At 34.0% G+C, this 18,192-nt stretch carries 19 protein-coding genes and 1 riboswitch; of the genes, 15 read left to right on the plus strand and 4 right to left on the minus strand.

Annotated features, from left to right (window positions below; genetic code table 11):
• Positions 1-26: 26 nt before the first annotated feature.
• A complete protein-coding gene (locus AC3WRL_RS12060; protein ID WP_492330366.1) occupies positions 27-968 on the plus strand; it encodes a ketopantoate reductase family protein in 942 nt (313 codons plus the stop codon).
• 48 nt (positions 969-1,016) lie between these two features.
• Here the strand turns inward: AC3WRL_RS12060 and hisS are convergent, their stop codons facing one another.
• The 3 genes from hisS to AC3WRL_RS12075 all read right to left on the minus strand — a co-directional run bounded on the left by hisS (position 1,017) and on the right by AC3WRL_RS12075 (position 3,359).
• Positions 1,017-2,384 carry a histidine--tRNA ligase gene (gene hisS / locus AC3WRL_RS12065; protein ID WP_214824196.1) on the minus strand — a complete coding sequence of 456 codons (1,368 nt, stop codon included), beginning with the start codon at positions 2,382-2,384 and terminating at the stop codon, positions 1,017-1,019.
• A 164-nt stretch (positions 2,385-2,548) separates the two neighbouring features.
• Positions 2,549-3,004: an HRDC domain-containing protein gene (locus tag AC3WRL_RS12070; protein ID WP_492330367.1), complete on the minus strand. Its 456-nt coding sequence runs from the start codon at positions 3,002-3,004 to the stop codon at positions 2,549-2,551.
• Between the two features lie 16 nt (positions 3,005-3,020).
• Positions 3,021-3,359: a single-stranded DNA-binding protein gene (locus AC3WRL_RS12075; RefSeq protein ID WP_214824194.1), complete on the minus strand. Its 339-nt coding sequence runs from the start codon at positions 3,357-3,359 to the stop codon at positions 3,021-3,023.
• 170 nt (positions 3,360-3,529) lie between these two features.
• Here AC3WRL_RS12075 and AC3WRL_RS12080 point away from each other — a divergent pair, with 170 nt between their 5' ends.
• From AC3WRL_RS12080 to AC3WRL_RS12130, 11 genes are all read left to right on the plus strand, one after another.
• Positions 3,530-4,426, plus strand: coding sequence for an arginase family protein (locus AC3WRL_RS12080; protein WP_492330368.1), 897 nt, complete (start codon positions 3,530-3,532; stop codon positions 4,424-4,426).
• 10 nt (positions 4,427-4,436) lie between these two features.
• Complete coding sequence (locus AC3WRL_RS12085; protein ID WP_214824190.1) at positions 4,437-5,033, plus strand: HPP family protein; 597 nt, start codon at positions 4,437-4,439, stop codon at positions 5,031-5,033.
• 4 nt (positions 5,034-5,037) lie between these two features.
• Positions 5,038-5,382, plus strand: a complete 345-nt coding sequence (locus tag AC3WRL_RS12090; protein ID WP_214824188.1) for a hypothetical protein — start codon at positions 5,038-5,040, stop codon at positions 5,380-5,382.
• Positions 5,383-5,405: 23 nt separating this feature from the next.
• Complete coding sequence (locus AC3WRL_RS12095) at positions 5,406-6,311, plus strand: TIGR01777 family oxidoreductase (RefSeq protein ID WP_492330369.1); 906 nt, start codon at positions 5,406-5,408, stop codon at positions 6,309-6,311.
• A gap of 81 nt (positions 6,312-6,392) precedes the next feature.
• The gene (locus tag AC3WRL_RS12100) at positions 6,393-8,648 is read left to right on the plus strand and encodes an ATP-binding cassette domain-containing protein (protein ID WP_214824183.1); all 2,256 of its coding nucleotides are present in this window, start codon (positions 6,393-6,395) and stop codon (positions 8,646-8,648) included.
• Between the two features lie 146 nt (positions 8,649-8,794).
• Positions 8,795-9,364, plus strand: a complete 570-nt coding sequence (locus AC3WRL_RS12105; protein ID WP_492330370.1) for a Crp/Fnr family transcriptional regulator — start codon at positions 8,795-8,797, stop codon at positions 9,362-9,364.
• A 68-nt stretch (positions 9,365-9,432) separates the two neighbouring features.
• The gene (locus tag AC3WRL_RS12110) at positions 9,433-9,789 is read left to right on the plus strand and encodes a DUF4406 domain-containing protein (RefSeq protein ID WP_492330371.1); all 357 of its coding nucleotides are present in this window, start codon (positions 9,433-9,435) and stop codon (positions 9,787-9,789) included.
• Positions 9,779-10,360: a GDP-mannose pyrophosphatase NudK gene (nudK, locus tag AC3WRL_RS12115; RefSeq protein ID WP_492330372.1), complete on the plus strand. Its 582-nt coding sequence runs from the start codon at positions 9,779-9,781 to the stop codon at positions 10,358-10,360. The genes AC3WRL_RS12110 and nudK overlap by 11 nt, the downstream gene beginning before the upstream one ends.
• A 138-nt stretch (positions 10,361-10,498) precedes the next feature.
• Positions 10,499-11,080: a hypothetical protein gene (locus AC3WRL_RS12120; RefSeq protein ID WP_492330373.1), complete on the plus strand. Its 582-nt coding sequence runs from the start codon at positions 10,499-10,501 to the stop codon at positions 11,078-11,080.
• Between the two features lie 481 nt (positions 11,081-11,561).
• Positions 11,562-11,942 carry a VOC family protein gene (locus tag AC3WRL_RS12125; protein WP_492330374.1) on the plus strand — a complete coding sequence of 127 codons (381 nt, stop codon included), beginning with the start codon at positions 11,562-11,564 and terminating at the stop codon, positions 11,940-11,942.
• 14 nt (positions 11,943-11,956) lie between these two features.
• Positions 11,957-12,487: a Crp/Fnr family transcriptional regulator gene (locus AC3WRL_RS12130; RefSeq protein WP_492330375.1), complete on the plus strand. Its 531-nt coding sequence runs from the start codon at positions 11,957-11,959 to the stop codon at positions 12,485-12,487.
• Positions 12,488-12,505: 18 nt separating this feature from the next.
• On the opposite strand, the gene AC3WRL_RS12135 is transcribed toward AC3WRL_RS12130, so the two are convergent.
• Positions 12,506-12,967, minus strand: coding sequence for an Lrp/AsnC family transcriptional regulator (locus tag AC3WRL_RS12135; protein WP_214824167.1), 462 nt, complete (start codon positions 12,965-12,967; stop codon positions 12,506-12,508).
• A gap of 154 nt (positions 12,968-13,121) precedes the next feature.
• Positions 13,122-13,306, plus strand: a riboswitch (cobalamin riboswitch).
• A gap of 412 nt (positions 13,307-13,718) precedes the next feature.
• On the opposite strand from AC3WRL_RS12135, the gene metE reads away from it, so the two are divergent.
• The 3 genes from metE (at position 13,719) to AC3WRL_RS12150 (ending at position 18,189) form a co-directional block, all read left to right on the plus strand.
• Positions 13,719-16,028, plus strand: a complete 2,310-nt coding sequence (metE, locus tag AC3WRL_RS12140; protein ID WP_492330376.1) for a 5-methyltetrahydropteroyltriglutamate--homocysteine S-methyltransferase — start codon at positions 13,719-13,721, stop codon at positions 16,026-16,028.
• A 106-nt stretch (positions 16,029-16,134) separates the two neighbouring features.
• Positions 16,135-16,887, plus strand: a complete 753-nt coding sequence (locus tag AC3WRL_RS12145; protein WP_261512456.1) for a nuclear transport factor 2 family protein — start codon at positions 16,135-16,137, stop codon at positions 16,885-16,887.
• A 303-nt stretch (positions 16,888-17,190) separates the two neighbouring features.
• Positions 17,191-18,189: a kinase gene (locus tag AC3WRL_RS12150; protein ID WP_492330377.1), complete on the plus strand. Its 999-nt coding sequence runs from the start codon at positions 17,191-17,193 to the stop codon at positions 18,187-18,189.
• Positions 18,190-18,192: the final 3 nt, after the last annotated feature.

Consider the following 18,192-nt stretch of genomic DNA (forward strand, 5'->3'; position numbering starts at 1 on the left):
GTTTTAAAATAAATAAAAATAATTTCATGAATAAGAAGCATATTGTAGTAATAGGTCTTGGTGGTGTAGGTGGTTATTTTGGTTTTAAGATCAGTCAAAACAATGAAACTTTTCATCAATATATCACATCATTTATTGCAAGAGGTGAAACCTACCAAAAAGTAAAAGAACAGGGATTAACACTTATTTCTGCTGAACATCGTAACGATAAAACACATCCTAATGCGGTTTATGAAAACATTAGTGATGTAGGTCAGCCTGATCTTATTTTGATTTGTGTTAAAGAGTATGATCTAGAAAGGGTTTGCACTGAATTAAAAGAAGTCATCAATGAAGACACAATCCTGTTACCTATGATGAATGGTGCAGATATCTATGACAGAATAAGAAAAATCATTCCTGATCATGTTATTTTACCTTCATGTATTTATGTAGCTTCTCATATCAAAGAAAAAGGCGTTGTAGAACATAAAGGAAAAACAGGAAAAATGATCTTCGGCAAAGATCCAGAAAACCCTTCTAAAGATATTAATTGGGTGATCGATGTAATGAAAGAAAGTCGAATTGATTTTGATTTTAAAGACAATCCATTAGTCGATATCTGGACAAAATTTATTTTTATAGCAAGTTTTGGATTGGTGACGGCCAAGCACAATTCATCTATAGGCATGGTTTGCACAGATCCTGTACAAAAAAATGAGGCGACGGAAATAATGAAAGAAATAGAACTAATTGCTCATCAAAAGGGGATTTCTCTCGAAGAAAATATCATTGACAAAACTTTCGAAAAAGCCTCTACATTTCCCCCTGAAACTCCAACTTCTCTACAATTGGATATTAATTCCGGGAAAGAAAATAGTGAGCTGGAATTATTTGCCGGTGCTATTATCAGATATGGAAATGAGTTGGGAATAAAAGTTCCATTTACTCAGAAAATATATGATGAAATAAAAGTGAAAGGAAAATAAAAAAAGAGTCTTCTTATGCCATTAAGAAGACTCTTTTTTTCTATGTAATTATCCTAAAAACTCCTCCAGAGAAACTGTTTTCTGTTCTCCAGCTTCAAGGTTTTTAAAGGTTACTGTTCTGTTTTTAATTTCTTCTTCACCTAAAAATACAAGGTTCTTAATGCCTTTCTTTTCTGCATAAGTGAACTGTTTATTTATTTTTGCACTTTCAGGATATAATTCTGCAGAAATACCTTTTTCTCTTAACTGTATAATCAGTTTTAAAGCTTCCAAGGTTTCTTCACCACCAAAATTGGCAAATAAATACTCTACTTTTGATGTAGCTTCTGCAGGGAAAAGACCTAATTCTTCCATGACCAGATAAATTCTATCTAATCCAAAGGAAATACCAATACCCGGAATATTTTTTACTCCAAAAACTGCGGTAAGATTATCATATCTTCCACCACCACCGATAGAACCCATCTGTGCTTCATCAGCCTTAACTTCAAAAATAGCACCTGTATAATAATCCAGTCCTCTTGCTAAGGTAATATCAAAAACAAGATTCTGAATATCTACTCCAAGGCTTATAGACTGCGTAAGAACAAACTCTAATTCTTCTACTCCTTTTAATCCTATTTCATTTCCAACGAATTTTTCTTTAAGCTGAAGCAGATTCTCCAAAGCATCGTCAGATTGAGAAAATAAGAAATCTAATTTATCAATAGAGTCCTGGGAAATTTCTCTTTCTAATAACTCTTTTACAACGCCTTCTTTTCCTATTTTATCTAATTTATCAAGAGCTACTGTAAAATCAATTAATTTATCCGTAATTCCTGCGTATTCAGCTAATCCAGAAAGGATTTTTCTATTGTTAACGTGAATGGTTACAGAAACTTTTAGGTCTGCAAATGATTTTAAGTATAACTGAATTAAATCTACTTCCTGTAAAAGGCTTTCGCTTCCTACTACATCAGCATCACACTGATAAAATTCTCTGAATCTTCCTTTCTGCGGACGGTCTGCTCTCCAAACCGGTTGAATCTGATAACGTTTGTAAGGGAAAGTTAACTGTCCATGGTTCATTGCTACAAATCTTGCGAAAGGCACTGTAAGGTCATAACGAAGCGCTTTATCAGTAAGACTATCTGAACTGAATGGTTTATCTAATGCTCTTTGAAAATCATTGAGCATTTGGGCCTTCTTCTCCTCTTTAGCTTCATTGATGCTGGAATTTAAGATTTTAAAGATCAAACGGTCTCCTTCTTCTCCATATTTTCCCGTCAATGTCGAAAGATTTTCAAAACTTGGTGTTTCCAATGGTTGGAATCCAAATAATTCAAAATTATTCTGTAAAATATTGATAATATATTTTCTTCTTGAAACTTCCTGTGCGGTAAAATCTCTCGTTCCTTTTGCTAAGCTTGGCTTCATTTTATAATTGATAAATGATGTGTAATAATTGATAAGTCATGCAAAAATAAGAAAATGAAAAGACTTTTACTATAAGACAATACATCACAGAAGCTGAAGAAAATAATTTTCTCCAGCTTCTTCCACGTTACTTCATCATTTGTGTTCAACAATCAATCGAAAAATCAAATACTTTCCAGGATTTCTAAAATTTCTTCACCATAGTTTTCTATCTTGTGTTTTCCAAAACCCTTAATATCCAATAGCTCAGCTTTTTTGGCAGGTTTATATTTAGCTACTGATACCAACTCCTTATTACTGGCTATAAAATAGATCGGGAGATTTTGTTCTCTGGCTTTCTCAGATCTCCACAGTTTTAATGCATCTAATATCTTTTCTTCATCTGGATTCAACACATCACTTTCGGCTGCATATTTTACAATTTTCGGTTCTTTAACAGCGGATAAAACAGCTTTCGATTCTTCAAAATACAAAACAACCGACCAATAATTTTCATCATGTACAAAAGCTGTTTCCGACTTGATAACGTCATGATTTCCAAGAAAATCATCTAATGCCTGTTGATCTTTGTACAGATATTCTTCAGGCAATCTTATTTTAAAAACTTTTACCTTCATCATTTGTGTTTTTATTATATTATTTATTACCTCCTCCTAACAAGAGAATTTCATCAATTCTGATCTCTGTAATGTATCGTTTTACACCATCTTTATCATCATAGGATCTGTATGTCAGTTTTCCTTCGATTGCAATTTCCTTTCCCTTAGGAACATACTTCTGAAGGATTTCAGCCACTTTTCCAAAGGCAATTAAATTATGCCATTGGGTTTCTTCTACCTTCTCCCCTTTTGCATTGGTGTAATGATCAGTCGTTGCTAAAGACACACTTGCCTTTACATTTCCGCTATCGAAGTTTACCATTTCGACTTCTTTTCCTGTGTAACCAATTAATGTTACTTTGTTTCTTAGTGACATAACTATATATTTTAAAGATTAATAATTAGATCCGAGACGTTCACTGCTTTCTCAAATCTCTGTTGCAAAGATTGTCATCCCGAAACATTGCAGTCGGTTACAAACTATTTAAACTCGTTTGTAGTCGTTTACAAACGGATAATCCTTATCTTTGAATAAACATTCAGTCTATGAAAAGAGAGATCAATATTTTTGAGTTTCCATTCAATTTGGGTCTCACCAAAAAAGAACACGAGATAGAGCCAGGTGTTAGAAAACTTCCTGACTGGCTTCGAAAATTTGGCTTTCACGATAAACTTAGTCCCAGAAATACGTTCAGGTTAGAAGCTCCGGAGTATGCTATGTATTTTGATGAAGAAACACAGGTTAAAAATCCTGATCAGATCATTGAATATGCAAAAAGGCAATCCGAACTTATTCTCAATAATTTTAATAAAGATATATTCAATATCATGATTGGAGGTGACTGCAGTATTCTGATCGGAGCTGCCGTTGCACTAAAAAAGCTTGGAAATTTTGGATTGTTCTACCTCGATGGTCATACCGATTTTATTCCACCACAACTCTCTCCGAGCGGGGGTGTTGCAGGAATGGATCTGGCTATTGTTTCAGGAATGGGACATGAAAAATTAACGAATATTGAAGATCTAAAACCTTATTTTTTAGAAGAGAACATTTTCTGTGTCGGAAATGCAGAAATGGATGACGAAGAATATGTTGATCAGATTATCAATTCTGATGTACATTATTATGATCTTGAAAACTTAAGAAAAAACGGTTTCACAAAAACAACTGAAGATTTCTTAAAAATGATTCAGGAAAAGAATTTAGATGGCTTCTTTATCCATTTTGATGTGGATGTTTTAAAAGATGAAATTATGCCAGCTGTAGACAGTAGAATGGAAGATGGAATTGACTATGATAATCTCAAAGAAATTTTAATTCCATTGATGAAAAATAATAAGTGTTTTGGAATTGAAATCACTATATTAGACCCTGACTATGACAAGGAAGGCCTTTATACAAGGGCTTTTATTGAGAATTTAACGCAAATGATAAAAAATTAAAGCAGAAAATATGAAGCAGAAAATAAAAAGAACATTCAGGGTTTCAAAATACGTAATTTATAAAGAAACACTTGTTGATTACAAAGAGCATTTCTGGTCTTTTTTAGGTGCATTTTTCGGAATTGGGATTATTGCATTTATACAATCCCATTATCTTTTGGAACAGGAAAACATTTTTCTTATTGGTTCATTTGGAGCATCCAGTGTTTTGATCTATGGAGCCATTCAAAGTCCACTGGCACAGCCCAGAAATTTAATCGGCGGACATGTTCTTTCAGCATTGGTAGGTGTTACGATATATAAGATCGTTCCTGATATTGTTTGGCTTTCTGCACCTTTAGCTGTTGCATTTTCAATTGTTTTGATGCAATACACCAAGACATTACATCCTCCGGGTGGTGCTACAGCATTGATTGCCGTTACGTCCTCTGGTAAAATTCCTGAATTGGGATACTGGTATGCGCTATCTCCTGTTCTATCAGGATGTATCATCCTATTGCTTGTGGCTTTATTCTTTAACAATATTACTCCCAACAGAAGCTATCCTAATCATAACAGGTTAAAAAAGTTATTAAGAAAAAAACACGAACATAAAATGAAAAAATAAAAGTATGGATTGTCTTGAATGTGGCGAAAAAATACTTGGCAGGTCTGATAAAAAGTTCTGTAATGATGCCTGTCGAAATGCCTACAACAATAAACAGAACAAAGATTCTAATAATCTGATGCGGAATATCAATAATAAACTCCGTAAAAATTACCGCATTCTAACGGAAATCAATATTGATGGTAAAACTAAAATCGCCAGATCGAAACTGGATGGCTTAGGTTTTGATTTTGATTACTTCACCAACCTAAAGGTTTATAAAAATGGTTCTGAATATAAATTTATTTATGACTACGGTTACAAACTTTTAGAAGACGATTTTGTTTTGATCGTAAAAAATCAAGCATAAGTACACCAATCTAAATTAATACTATGAAAGAAGTTGTTTTAATTACCGGAGCTAATGGAATGGTCGCCCGTGAACTATCGAAAAATATTGATAAGGAATATACGGTTCGATTTTTAACGCGAAAAAAAGAAAAAAGCAACGAATACGAATGGAATATTAATAAAGGAACAATCGATGAATCTGCATTTGAAAATGTGAGCCATATTATTCATCTTGCAGGAGCTAATATTTCTGAAAAACAATGGACAGAAGAAAGGAAGAAAGAAATAATTTCCAGTCGTGTTGATTCTGCAAAGCTGATCCTGGAAACTTTAAAAAAGAAAAACATCAAACTAAAGTCTTTCATTTCGGCTTCTGCTATTGGAATTTACGGAGCCAAGACCTCACAAAAGATCTATTCCGAAGAAGATGAAAAAGCCAATGATTTTCTTGGAAAGGTGGTTATTCTGTGGGAGGAGGCAGCTGATGAATTCCTTAAAGAAAATGCTGCAGAAAGAGTCGTAAAAATAAGAACTTCTATTGTCCTTTCTGAAAAGGAAGGAGCTTTAAAAAAGATGGCTGTTCCTATTAAGTTCTGGATCGGTTCACCATTAGGAAGCGGTCAACAGTATATGCCATGGATTCATTTAAAAGACATGAGTGGGATTTATGAATTTGCATTAAAAAACCCACACATGCGGGGAGCATATAATTCAGCTTCTTCGCAACATACAACAAACGAAAATTTTACAAAAAAAATAGCGGAAGTCCTGCATAAGCCCTTATTTATGCCCAATGTTCCTGCTTTTATATTAAAACTTATATTTGGAGAATTGTCTGTAGCGTTTTTGGAAGGCTCACGGGTTAATTCTCAAAAAATTCAGGATGCAGGATTTCAATTCCAGTTTCCAGATTTAAAAAAAGCACTGGAAGATTTACTGAAAAAGTAATATCCATTTTCAGAAAGATACCTCTTAAGAAAGTATCTGTTCAATATTGAAGTACTTGATTTCATCTGTAAATATTAAATTATGAAAGACATCATTGTAACCAAAGCACGACAGAATAATCTTAAAAACATTTCATTACAAATTCCAAAAAACAAAATCACCGTTTTTACGGGTGTTTCAGGATCTGGAAAGTCTTCTCTGGTTTTTGAAACTATTGGAGCTGAAGCCCAGCGGCAGATCAATGAAACACAAAATAGTTTTATCAGAAACCGCTTGCAACATTTTGGAGTTCCCAATGTTGATAAAATTGAAAACCTCAATGTTCCTTTTATCATCAATCAAAAGAGACTGGGTGGAAATGCCCGTTCAACGGTAGGAACAGCAACAGATATTTACGCCTCTCTCCGATTACTTTTCTCGAGAATAGGTCAACCTTTTGTAGGGTATTCTAATGTATTTTCCTTTAATAATCCTCAAGGGATGTGTCCGGAATGTGAAGGGTTGGGATATGTTCAGACCGTAAACACCGAAACGCTATTCGATAAAAATAAATCTTTGAACGAAGGTGCCATCCAATTCCCTACTTTTCAGCCTGGTGGATGGCGATTAACCCGTTATATTCATTCCGGTTATTTTGATAATGATAAAAAGCTAAAGGATTTTACAAAAGAAGAATGGGAACTATTGTTGCATGCAGAAGAACACACGCCTAAAAAGCCTTCCAAAGAATGGGGTAAAACAGTGAAATATAAAGGAGTCATTCCACGAATTGAAAATTCATTCTTAAAAAAAGACTCTCAAGAAAATGTTACCAGAAAAGAGACTTTAAAAAAAGTTATTATTACAAAGAATTGTCCGCTATGTAAAGGCCAAAGATTAAACGCTAAAATCTTGTCCTGTAAAATTGAAGGGCTAAACATTGCAGACTGCACAGCATTATCTGTTGATGATCTTTTCGCTTTTCTGCAAGACATCCCATCCAAAACTTATTCTTCGATTTTTCAGGAACTCGAAAAAAAACTGCAAAATCTAATTGACATCGGTTTACAGTATCTCACTCTGGACAGACAAACGGATACCCTTTCCGGAGGTGAATCTCAACGGATAAAGATGGTAAAGCAATTAGGAAACAGTTTGGTTGATTTATTATATATTTTTGATGAACCGAGTATAGGACTACATCCTAAAGATATCGACCATATTGTAGACATCATCAAAAAAATCAGAGATAAAGGAAATACAGTTTTAATCGTTGAACATGATCCCGATCTTATTAAAATAGCTGATCTCATTATTGATATGGGACCTGAATCAGGGAAAAATGGGGGTGAAATTATGTACCAGGGGACTTTTAAAAATTTAAAAAATGCTAAAGGTAAAACAGGAAGTTACTTTAGCAAAAAACGAAATTTTAATAAAAATCCACGTTCAGCAAAAGGATCTATTGAAATAAAAAATGGCAGCCTTTTTAATGTAAAAGATATCAGCATAAAGATTCCAACAGGAATTATGACCGTGGTAACGGGTGTTGCAGGTTCAGGGAAAAGTACTTTAATTAATAAAATTCTACCCCTCTTCTATCCTGAAGTAACCATCATAGATCAGTCCGTTTTTACAGCGAGCAGCCGTTCCAATTTATTGACCTATTTAAATTTATCAAATACGGTGAGGAAACTTTTTTCACAGGCCAATAAGGTATCTGATAAACTTTTTAGTCGTAATGGAGAAGGCGCCTGTCCAAACTGCAAAGGTTTAGGTGTTGAAAAAATAGATCTTGCGTTTATGGATGATATTGAACAGCCTTGCGAGGTATGTCAGGGTTCAGGCTATAAACCAGAAGTTTTACAATATCATTATCACAAAAAAAATATCGCTGAAATCATGGAAATGACTGTGTTGGATGCATTGCACTTTTTTCCAAAACCAGAATTCGAACATGAACTCAGCTTACTGATCAAACTGGGATTAGATTATTTAACTCTGGGACAACGGCTCGACAGCTTTTCCGGAGGTGAAAGGCAACGTTTAAAACTTACTAAAGAATTGAATCATACAGCGAAGGTTATCGTTCTCGATGAACCCAGCACCGGACTTCACCCCATTGATAATGAAAAGCTACTTTCATTCTTCGAGGAATTAATAAAAACCGGTAACACGCTGATTATTATTGAGCACAATCTGGATATTATTGCACAAGCCGACTGGATCATCGATATTGGTCCTGGAGCAGGAAAATTGGGCGGTAAAGTTGTATTTGAAGGAACCGTAGAAAATTTACTGAAAGATCATCATTCTGAAACTTCGAAATATTTGAAAAAACATTTGAACGGTAAATAAATCACTAATCATAACTGCTTTACACCCTTGATGTTCTACAGATATCCCTTTAATTTCCCTGAATTCAAAGGAATAATGAAAGGTTCTTGAAAAAGAAACATTAATTTAGCGTTTGTATGTAAAGAAATAGTGACCATCGGGTACCCATGAATGACAGTTTAATTTTAAAGAATATAACCAAACACATTTCGCTTAATAATGAGGAAGTTACCTACTTCAAAGAAAGAACAGTTCAAAAAAAAGAATTAGTTCTAAAGCAACAGCAACTCTGTAAAGAGATCTACTTTGTTCAATCAGGGCTTTTAAGAGCTTTTTACATGGATGTTTCAGGGAAAGAATCTACTATTATGGTTGCTATGCCAGATTGGTGGATTACAGATATGTACTGCTTTATTAATCACCACCCCGCAATGCTGAATATTGAAGCATTAGAAGACAGTGTTGTTCTACAGTTAAAAAAAGATGATTTAGATAATCTGTACCTGAAAATTCCAAAGTTTGAAAGATTTTTCAGGATCATGATGCAAAATGCATACACAAGAGAGCAGCTTAGAATTATTGAAAATCTTTCACTGACAGCCGAAGAGCGGTATTATGCTTTTCTTCAAAAATATCCATTGGCAGCAGAAAGGATTACACAAAAGCAAATTGCATCCTATCTGGGGATCACACCCGAATTCTTAAGTACAATAAAAACAAATAAACACAAAAAATAACGACTCTTAAACTATCTTATTTTTTTTACATTTTAAGTTCTGTTATTTTGTTCAAAATAGAAAATATTATGCTCATACTTATTGCCGGACCCTATCGCAGTGGCACCAATGACGACCCTCAACTCATACAACAGAATTTAAATAACCTTGAATCAGCTGCATTACCTATTTTCAGAAAAGGTCATATTCCCATGATTGGAGAATGGGTGGCTCTGCCAGTAATCCATCTCGCGGGTTCCAAACAGTTAGGTGATGAAGCATGGCAGGAGATACAATACCCTGTTGCCCATCGTATTCTGGAAAAATGTGATGCCATATTACGTTTGGAGGGTGCTTCAAAAGGTGCAGATGAAGATGTAAGAATTGCTAAAGAAAGAGGTTTGAAAGTTTACTATAATATTGAAGATATTCCACATGCAGAATAATAACGTAAAAATTACAAAGACAGAAATTTTATCCGATAATTGGTACACTTTAAATAAAGTTACTTATGAAAAATTAAAAAGTAACGGAACCATAGAAACTCAAAGCAGAGAAGCTTATGACAGAGGAAATGGTGCTACTATTTTACTTTACAATAAAAATTCAAAAACCGTTATTTTAACAAGGCAATTTCGATTGCCTACTTTTATTAATGGGAATACTACAGGTATGCTTATCGAAGCCTGTGCCGGATTATTGGATAATGACAATCCTGAAGACTGTATTAAAAGAGAAACAGAAGAAGAAACCGGCTATCAGATCTCCAAAGTAGAAAAGATTTTTGAATCTTATATGTCACCTGGCTCCGTCACTGAGATCCTTTATTTTTTTATTGCAGAATATTCTAAAGAAATGAAAACTTCAGCTGGTGGTGGGCTTGAGGAAGAGGGTGAAGATATTCAAGTTTTAGAACTTTCTTTTAATGAAACCTTGAAAATGATCGATACTGGTGAGATTAAAGATGCAAAAACAATCATGCTTCTTCAGCATTTACGCGTTAAAAATATTCTATAGCATCATATTTGCTGCTAAAAAAACTAAAATCCATAAAAACTAATTTTAAAATAAAAATATGTATTTTCATTTCCGTATTTTCATCTTAAGAATTTCTTAAAAAAGGAAGGGGAAATACATTTTAAAAATCAAAAAAATATGAGACGGCAATTTTCATTTATCCTCTTGTTATCATTATCAATAGCTACTTTTGGTCAGAAAAAAGAAACCTCAAGCAGCAAAGAAAAGGCTATTACTGAGCAATTCAAAAATGAATACAAGAAGAAAACCTATCCAAGATTTGAAGGAAAGATTGTTGTAAAGGACACTCAGATTCAGTTTGATGACAAAACGATCCTATATGATAAATCTGATAAGGTAACCAGTTTAATATTACAACAGGGATTAATTTATCCACAGCTTCTAACGGATTATCAAATGGAAAAATTCATAGAAGAAAGCACGGATAAAACCCAAAAAAGATTTCTACGTCTTCAAAAAAATCCACGTGCCGGTTTTGATGTCAACAATGTGAAATTAAGCAATACAACTGAACTCACTTTTCTAGGTTCAAATCCCAAAGCCAAGAGGTTTAGAATTACCTGTAAGGACAATAAACTGGGTAACTTAATTCAGTATCTGTTTGAGTTGACCAATAAAAATGCGAGTAAAGAAACCACGATGGAAGAATTTATTAAAAATTCTACTTTGACGTATTTGCAGCAGCAGAGGTTGGATTAAATATTAAAAAAAATTTCGATCCTAAATGAATTTAAAAATATCAAGCATCAAACAACTTAATGTATTTTTCTTACTATTTTTAATTTATCAGATAATTGCATTTGTTTCAGTTTTGGGTTGCTATCCTTCAGATATATTTTTTACTCAATATTCAATTTATGGTCTAATCATAACATTTCCCATTTCAGTTTTTAGCTTTATGATTAGATTTGCTGAACCTGAGTCAGAAATAACTGTCATTATTATCCAATCAGTTATTTTCTTAGTAACTGCTTTAATTTATTTATTACTAAAGCGTAAAATTCAAAAATCCAATGATTCAAGATCATATTAATTAAGTTTGAAGATTTAGAGTTACAGGTTAAAATAATCTTATAAAGATCTAAAATATTAAACACAAATATCACTAATATGTAACACTAATATTCACAAATACATACTACATAAATAGTGTCATTAGTGTTTAAAAAAAACAAAAACAATGGAAATCAAAAACATCGATCACATCGTTTTAACCGTAGCCAATATCGATAAAACAATCGGGTTCTATACCCATATTCTCGGCTTCCAAGTCGTAACCTTCGGGGATAGCAGAAAAGCGTTGACTTTCGGAAACCAAAAGATCAATCTTCACCAAAAAGGAAAAGAGTTTGAGCCCAAAGCAGAACATCCAACTCCCGGTTCTGCAGATCTATGTTTTATTGCTTCAACAGATATCCATGAGGTTTTAAAGGAATTACGACATAAAAACATTGAGATTATTGAAGGTATCGTTGAGAGAACAGGTGCGATGGGCAAAATAAGATCAATATATTTTAGAGATCCTGATATGAACCTTATTGAAGTAAGTAATTATATTTAAATCCCGTCATAAGTATGTCCCTGGATAAAAATGTTTTAGACGAAATACTAAATGGTTTTGATAAGGAGGAACTTGCTCCTAAAACTTTATTAACGGAAGAAGGTAAAATGGCCCGTAAATTCTACTATCTTGAAAAAGGAGTAGCCAGAGGCTGGCTTAATAATGATGGTAAGGAAATTACTTTCCAGTTTTTATTTGAAGGTAACCTTATCTCATCATGGGAAAGTTTATTTTACAATTCACCAAGTATTTATAATATCGAAATGATAGAGCCTTCTGTTGTTTACAGTACTTCTATTGAAGAGTTCAGGCAAAAGATGGAGCTTAATCCGCATATTAAAGAATTCTATTACAGTTATTTGCAAGAGCGTCTGCTTAAATATCAGAAACTTTTTATTTCGCGGATAAAGGACAGTGCCGAAGAAAGATATGCCGAATTACTTAAACAAGCACCGGAAATTTTCCGCCGCGTTCCGCAATATTATATTGCATCCTATCTGGGGATAACGTCTGTTTCGTTGAGTAGGATAAGAGCAAAAAAGTAATATTGAAGCTCTGATTGTTTATATTGTAACTCCATGATTGTTCTTTACCTCAGCCATCACAAAAGTACTGTGGGTACTTCCTATGGAATCTACAGATCCTAATTTGTTGAATACAAAATCCTGGTAATGTTTCATATCCCTTACCTGAACTTTAAGCAGGAAATCGAAATCTCCTGAAATATTGTAGCATTCTGCTACTTCTTCAATTTGTACAATTTCTTTCACAAATTCATTTCCTACCGACCGATCGTGGATCTTTAATTTCACCTGACAGAAAACGGTAAAACCACGATTCAGTTTTTCAGCTTCCAAAACCGCAGCGTAATGTTTGATATAGCCTTCCTGTTCCAGTCTTTTTACCCGTTCAAAAACTGGTGATGGAGAAAGGTTTATTTCTTTGGCCAATTCTTTAACCGTCAGTTTAGCATTCTTTTGCAGGATTCTTAATAGTTGAAGATCCTTATCGTCGAGTCTTTCCACAGGATAATATTCTTTTTTCGATTGATTTTTTCAAATTTACAGAATAAATAACTTTAAAATTAAATTAAAACAAAATTTTATTCCTAATATTTAAAACAATACCAATAAAATCACTTTATTCAATACCTTTACACCCTATTTTGTTCTTTAACATACTTCATCAAACGGAAAAGGTTTTACTTAACGTAAATTAATAGGGAATCGTGTGAAAATCACGAACTGTCGCGCAACTGTAAGTAACACACCAAAGGTTTTTGTCCTTGCAGATCCACTGCCAGAAGCGGGAAGGATGACAAAACTGTTACAAGTCAGGAGACCTGCCTTTTCCGAATTGACAATGCTTTCGCGGTTTGAAGCTTTTGGTCATACAGATGATACTTTTGAACGTATTGAGTTGTTTAAATTTGGAATTTATTTGAGTTTAAACGCAAAGATTTATTATAAAGATTCCTTAGTTTTAAGGAGCAAAGAGATGCGACGCTGTCGCTGATGAAGCTTATGGATAAAACGCATGCTTCTTCAAAATCAATGAAATTGATTTCTCCTTTGCCTTCTTAAATATGGAGAATTATAGATGAACTTTGCGTTAAAAATAAAAGTCTAAAAAGTTACTCCCCAACCTCTATCCCAAATGGGAAAACTACGTCCATATTGTATCTTCTCTATTGCTGAAAACTCTTTCCCGATCGTATTACGAAGCATTCTAAAAGAACTTTTAAAAACTAAAATTTAATTAAAAGTTTAAAAGAAAATGCAAACACACATCCTAGGTTACCCGCGAATTGGTAGCAACAGAGAACTCAAAAAAGCCTGCGAGCAATATTGGTCGGGCAAAACAACATTACAGGAACTTTTAGAGGTTGGAAAAACCATCAGAAAACAAAACTGGAAATTACAACAGGATGCCGGAATCGATCTTATTCCATCGAATGATTTTTCATTCTACGATCAGGTATTGGATATGACCCTGTCAGTTGGTGCTATTCCTGCCCGTTATCAGGACATTACTTCAAATGAGATTGATCTGTATTTTGCGATGGCAAGAGGTCATCAGAAAGAAGGTTTAGATATTACGGCGATGGAAATGACAAAATGGTTTGACACCAATTACCATTATATCGTTCCTGAATTTCAGAAAGATCAACAATTCAGATTATTCTCCAATAAGATCGTCAATGAATTTATTGAAGCTAAAGAAGCAGGGATCAGTGCAAAACCTGTTATCATTGGATTGGTTACGTATTTACTATTAGGAAAGGAAAAAGAAGATGGCTTTGACAAACTAGATCTGGTTCAGAACTTGCTTCCTGTTTATACTGAAATTTTAAAAGAGTTAGAAAATAATGGTGCTGAATGGATCCAGTTTGATGAACCGTTTCTAGCTTTAGATCTTGATCAAAAAGCAAAAGAAGTTTACCAATCTGTTTATACTCAGATCACAGAACAATTCCCGAATCTTAAATTCATCGTTACCACCTATTTTGATGGATTAAAAGATAATCTTTCACTAGCGACTACTCTACCAATTGATGCTTTACACATCGACCTGGTACGCGCTCCGGAACAGTTGGATGAAGTTCTTACTGCCATTCCTGAAACGTTGATTCTGTCATTGGGAGTTGTTGACGGAAGAAATATCTGGAAAAATGATTTCAACCAGTCTCTGGCTTTTATCAAGAAAGCCATAACCGCATTAGGTTCTGAAAGAGTTTTCATTGCTCCTTCATGCTCACTACTCCATTCTCCTTTCGATCTTGACCTGGAGAAAAACGAAAAGATATTATCTCCTGAAATCAAGCAATGGATGGCTTTTGCCAAACAGAAGGTTTCTGAAATTGTTACTTTGAAAAAATTAGCCTCAGAAAATCCAGATTATAGCACACTACAGGAGTTGGCTGAAAATAAACAAGCCATTGAAAACCGTAAAGTTTCAACCTTAATTCATAATCAAGATGTTAAAAACCGCGTTGCGGTAACAACAGAGAATGATGCACAGAGAAACAGTCCGTTTAATGTAAGAAAAGAAGCGCAACAAAATGCATTAGAGCTTCCTTTATTCCCAACGACAACGATCGGATCTTTCCCACAAACAAAAGAAGTAAGAAGCTGGAGAGCCCAATTCAAAAAAGGAGATCTGACGGCTCAGAAGTATGATCAATTGCTTAAAGAAGAAACCCAAAGAACCATCAACTGGCAGGAAGAAATAGGAATTGATGTGTTGGTTCATGGAGAATTTGAGCGTAACGATATGGTGGAATATTTTGGTGAACAACTGGCAGGATTTGCGTTTACTCAAAATGGATGGGTTCAGAGTTATGGAAGCCGTTGTGTAAAACCACCTGTCATTTATGGAGATGTTCACAGACCACAACCGATGACCGTTTATTGGTCACAATACGCTCAATCTTTAACGCAAAAATGGGTTAAAGGAATGTTGACAGGTCCTGTAACGATCCTTCAGTGGTCTTTTGTACGCGATGATCAGCCTCGTTCTACAACCTGTAAGCAGATTGCTTTGGCAATCCGTGACGAAGTAAACGATCTTGAAAAAGCAGGAATCAGAATTATCCAGATCGATGAACCTGCCATCAGAGAAGGTCTTCCTTTACGAAAAGCCGAATGGCAGAATTACCTGCACTGGGCTGTAGAAGCTTTTAGAATTTCTGCAAGTGGTGTTGAAGATGCTACGCAAATCCATACGCATATGTGTTATTCTGAATTTAATGACATCATCCACAATATCGCTGATATGGATGCTGATGTAATCACAATAGAATGCTCAAGAAGCCAAATGGAATTACTGAATGCTTTTGCAGATTTTAAATACCCTAACGAGATCGGTCCGGGAGTTTATGACATTCACTCTCCAAGAGTTCCATCGAAAGAGGAGATGGTAGCATTACTAAAAAAAGCACAAGCCGTAATCCCAGCAGAACAACTTTGGGTAAATCCAGACTGTGGATTAAAGACCCGTCATTGGGATGAAACTGAAAAAGCATTGATCGCGATGGTAGCAGCTTCGAAAGAGGTCGCTGCAGCTTATGCGACTGAGAAAGTTTAATAGAGCTGATTATTATTTTTTTATTGAGGCAGGAGTGAAAGCTCCTGCTTTTTTATTAGCTCCATCTTTCGTATCTTAAGCTCCTTAATTAAAAAACACAAAAAAAATGGAAAACAAACAAAAAGCAATAGCACTTTTAAATGCTATTGAAACTCGGGTACATCTTGATCACATCAATGAGGCGAAGTATGTGCAACACAATCTGAATATTGCTGAAGGGCCAGCAGGCTTAGCCACCTTATTTTCTCAGCTTCCGATAGATACAACAAAGGTAAATATCATAAGAGCTTTTCAAGACGGTGATTATGCTTTCTGCCATGTAGATTACAACTTTTTTGGTCCAAAAACAGGCTTCGATATCTTCCGTTTCGAAGATGGAAAGGCTGTAGAACACTGGGATAATCTTCAGGAAACATCTGGTCCAAACCCAAGTGGACACACTATGACAGATGGTGCAACGACGATTAAGGATTTAGACAAAACAGAAGCTAACAAAACATTAGCAAGAGGCTTTGTAGAAGATATTTTAGTACAGGGGAAAATGGAAAGATTAAACAGTTACATTGATGGTGAAAACTATACCCAGCACAACCCGCAAATAGGCGATGGCCTATCGGGATTGGGAAAGGCCATGGATCATATGGCTTCTCAAGGCATTACCATGCAATATGACACCATTCACTTAGTATTGGGTGAAGGTAATTTTGTGCTCACAACAAGCGAAGGTTATTTTGCAGGAAAACACACTTCTTTCTACGATTTATTCCGTATCGAAAACGGAAAAATTATCGAACATTGGGATACCATAGAAGAAATTCCATCAAAAGAAAATTGGAAAAATAACAATGGAAAGTTTTAAATGATTCCTTTTTTTGTAGTTCAAAGCCATTCTCTTGAGAATGGCTTTGGTATTAAAAACTAATACACTTATTAATTACATTATTAATGTTATCGCTATAGAATGAAACTTCGAAAGAGGTAGCTGCAGCTTATGCGACAGAGAAAGTATAATAGAACGAACTCATTATCATTATCATTATCATTATCATTATTATTATTATTTTATTTTTTTTTAATTGAGGCAGGGGCGAAAGTTCCTGCTTTTTTTAGATCTTATTTAATCAAAAAATTATTCTATTTTAGTAAAAACTAATTTTAAACTATGAATAACATTTTATACTATCCATACATTAATCTGCCTCAAAATGATTGGACTTTACGAACATTACTTTACTATGACAATATTGGTTCGATTGTTCCCGATGAATATTATTATAATCGTAATAAATATGATTTTTTTATGTGGGAACTTGTAAATCAACAGTTAGTAACACCGATAAACCCCATGAATACAATCGATAACCCTCGGGAAAGTACAAAGCCTTTTATTAAGCTGATTGAAAATAATAAAGATCTATTAAAAAAAACAAGAAAATATTTTAAAATAGCTAGCCGTAAAAATAAAATTTCAGAGAAATTGCAAATGGTAAAATTACATCTAAATAAGTTTGATCATGAAGTTTTTTATAATTTAGAAGAGCTTGGATTAGCGAAAAAAGGTTATGCAAATTGGTATTTTGTTGAAAAAAGAACGGCCGATGAATTAATGAAATTCCTTGCGAATATTATAAGTATAAAAACAAATAGATTACCAGTAACAGATATTATTAGAAAAAGATATATCCAACCTTTTCATAATAAAGTGGAACTTAATAAACGTGAACGAATTTTAGAAGATTTAATTCCTTATCCTAGAAATATAAATTTAGATCAAGTGCTTCAGTTTAAGCAAAAGAATAATGATTTATTAAAAGCTTTTAGAAATAAGGTTGAGTTAATTGTTTTAAATCCATCTATTGATATATCTTCTCGCCTTTTTCATGAAGAAGTTAATCAACTTTTAATTAGAAAGGATGAATTATCAAGAAAAATGAATGAGAATAGATGGGGAGAGATTATATTTGGAACAGTTTGCGGTTTGGGAGCAGCAAGTTCCGGTCTAGAAACAGGCTCTACTTTTGGAGCATTTTTAAGTTCTTTACCTGGTTTTGCAAATGCTATATACTCTGCGTTAAAAATAGAATATCCTGAAAATATTTTTGATCAAAGTGGAATGAAATATTTGGCTTTAGCAGAAAAGAGAGGTGTAATAAAAAGCTAATAA

Source organism: Chryseobacterium sp. FW101-FHT12H09 (assembly GCF_058790395.1).